At 62.5% G+C, this 2365-nt stretch carries 3 protein-coding genes; 2 read left to right on the forward strand and 1 reads right to left on the reverse strand.

The annotated features are described in order from the left end of the window. Positions 1-183 precede the first annotated feature (183 nt). Together A3A5_RS0117775 and A3A5_RS38845 are read left to right on the forward strand one after the other, a co-directional pair. Positions 184-1068: a dienelactone hydrolase family protein gene (locus A3A5_RS0117775; RefSeq protein WP_018311890.1), complete on the forward strand. Its 885-nt coding sequence runs from the start codon at positions 184-186 to the stop codon at positions 1066-1068. A gap of 160 nt (positions 1069-1228) precedes the next feature. Further along, positions 1229-1537: a hypothetical protein gene (locus A3A5_RS38845; protein ID WP_157637250.1), complete on the forward strand. Its 309-nt coding sequence runs from the start codon at positions 1229-1231 to the stop codon at positions 1535-1537. Here A3A5_RS38845 and A3A5_RS38850 read toward each other — a convergent pair. Continuing rightward, a partial coding sequence (locus A3A5_RS38850; protein ID WP_018311892.1) for a tetratricopeptide repeat protein occupies positions 1538-2365 on the reverse strand: 828 nt, incomplete at its 5' end.

Raw genomic sequence — 2365 nt, forward strand, 5'->3', positions numbered from 1 at the left:
GGCACTTTTGCTTGCGAACCGGTGGCACCTTTTGCTTCGGTATACGGAAATGGCTCGGAGATCCGCATCCACATCGCTGAATCATCCCATCACGCAGGGAAAGAGAATGAACGCATCAACGTTCCAGAATGGTGAAGCCACGCGCAAGATGGTCTGGAAGTCGCCGTCCTTAGTGCACTACTGTTGGCGATTGGCCTCCTGGCTACACCGCAGATCTTCGCAGCCGAGACAGTTAGCGCTTCCCCGGAACTGGCAGATATCAAGCCGGAGATTGTATGGATTCCGGTCCCCGGCGCCGGTACGTTCGGTGGCGATATCAACATGCGGGCGGAGGTCTACAAACCGACCGGCCCTGGCCCCTTTCCGACGCTCATCTTCTCTCATGGCCGATCGCCGGATCGCGCAGAACGGGGCAAACTGGAAAATCCGATTCAGAGGGGGCATGTCCGATACTGGCTGGCAAAAGGTATTGCCATTGTTGCACCGGTGCGCATTGGCTACGGCGAGACCGGCGGCCCCGATCAGGAGAATGCCGGCGCTTCGTTCGACACCTTCGGCAATTGCACGCGCAAGCCCGACTACCGGAATTTGGCCAAAGTGACCCGTGAGGTGACGCTCGCCGCAATAACATGGACTCGTGAACAGACGTGGGCAGACAAGAACCGCCTCATACTGGAGGGCAGGTCCGTCGGCGGCTTTGCTACGGTAGCCACCGCCGCTGCCCGGCCACCCGGCGTCATCGCCTATATCAATTTCTCGGGCGGCGCCGGCGGCTCGCCGGACCTCGCACCGGGGCGTAGCTGTGACGCAGAGCAGATGGCCGAAGTGATGGGCGAATTGGGTAAATCAACCACAATTCCAGGGCTTTGGCTGTATGCCAAGAACGATTTCTTCTGGGGAGCTACCGCCCCGGCCGCATGGCATGGGGCCTTTGCGTCGAGTGGCAGCCCCTCCCGGTTTATTAGCACCGGGGAAATCGCCGGCAGGGACGGCCACCTATTGCTTAGCTACGGCGGCAAACTATGGTCCGTCCATGTCGACCAGTTCGTGAAGGAGCTCGGCCTGTAGCAGCGCACGCCATCCGGCCAGCCGGTGCCAGGAGAGCGCGCCGGAGCCGGCCCTCTGCCCAGAGCGCCTGCCGGTTGCAATTGCGCAAAGCGACTGCTATGTTGCCGTCTGCCGAGCGATGCTCTCGCCTGGCAGCGCCAGATGCCAGGCAGGCCTGGGGGTGCGGCTCCTGCGCGGGCGCAACTCGCCGGGTAATACGGATGACCTGCTGGCACGCGTCGCCCTGGCGGTGGTCGCCATCTCGCCCGATGACCCCCAAGGCAAACGCAGGGCGTTCCGCGTTTACCTGGGTTCCGTATTGGCTCGGGAGTTCGGCGTGCACCTGATCAACGATCCGGGTTTTGACGAACTTGTCGGACGTGTACAGGACTCCATGGAAGTGAACCCAGAACTCCGGGCCGCAATGGATCGAGCGGGCGATCTGCTGCTGCAGGCCGCCAGCTCGTCGGTATCCCGTCCCTCGCGATAGCTACTGTCGACGTCCTAGCACCAAATCCGCAAGTGAAGCCCCTTCCCCACCCCCGCGAGGGCCGCGGTGCTGGGAAAGCACGCGCTGTGCCAGGCGTAGGAAGGCCTGCGGGTCATCAACCTCACCGGACAGGATCCCTTGGGCATACCTCGCCGAAAGGCTGGTCCGGTCCAGCCGCAGGGCGATATCGATCTCAATCTCCGCCTCAGCCCGCAACCCCTGGGCTGCAAGCGCTACGGCTAACGCCCCATGGCTCTCGGCAAAATTCCGATCGAGATGCAGGGCACGTTCGAATGCATCACGTGCGGCGCTGACATCCCGCCGCAGGAACTGGCACCATCCCAGCCCGATCCAGGTGCCGATATGCCCAGTCATGTTGGCGACCGCCCGCTGGAACGCTTCGAGCGCGAGATCCAGGCGCTGCTCGAGCATATTGGCGAAGGCCAGTCCTGACCAGCTCCGACCATCCAAAGCATTGACCGTCAGGGCCCGTTCGAAAGACGCTCGGGCAATGCGCGTCTGTTGATCTCCCAGGGCTAGTGAACCGCGAGATACCAATGCTTCAATCTGATCCGGGTTGGCCTCCAAGGCTCGCTCAGACCACACCCGGGCTTCCGCGAGCCGCCCGCCGTCCAGTGCCATCAGGCTTGCCACGCCCAAGGCATCGGCAGACACTAGATGCGTCGCAAGCCGTTGTTCGAACCCGCGAAGCCCGTCATCGAACTGGGCAAGGTGGGTAGGGGTAAGGATTCGTGCGTAAATGAGTAACAGCGTCAGCGGGCCGAGCTTGGTGGCACCGTTCCCCCCTTCTCGGAGCCGAACCGAATG

Origin of the sequence: Cupriavidus sp. UYPR2.512 (genome assembly GCF_000379565.1) — a bacterium.
Lineage (GTDB): Bacteria > Pseudomonadota > Gammaproteobacteria > Burkholderiales > Burkholderiaceae > Cupriavidus.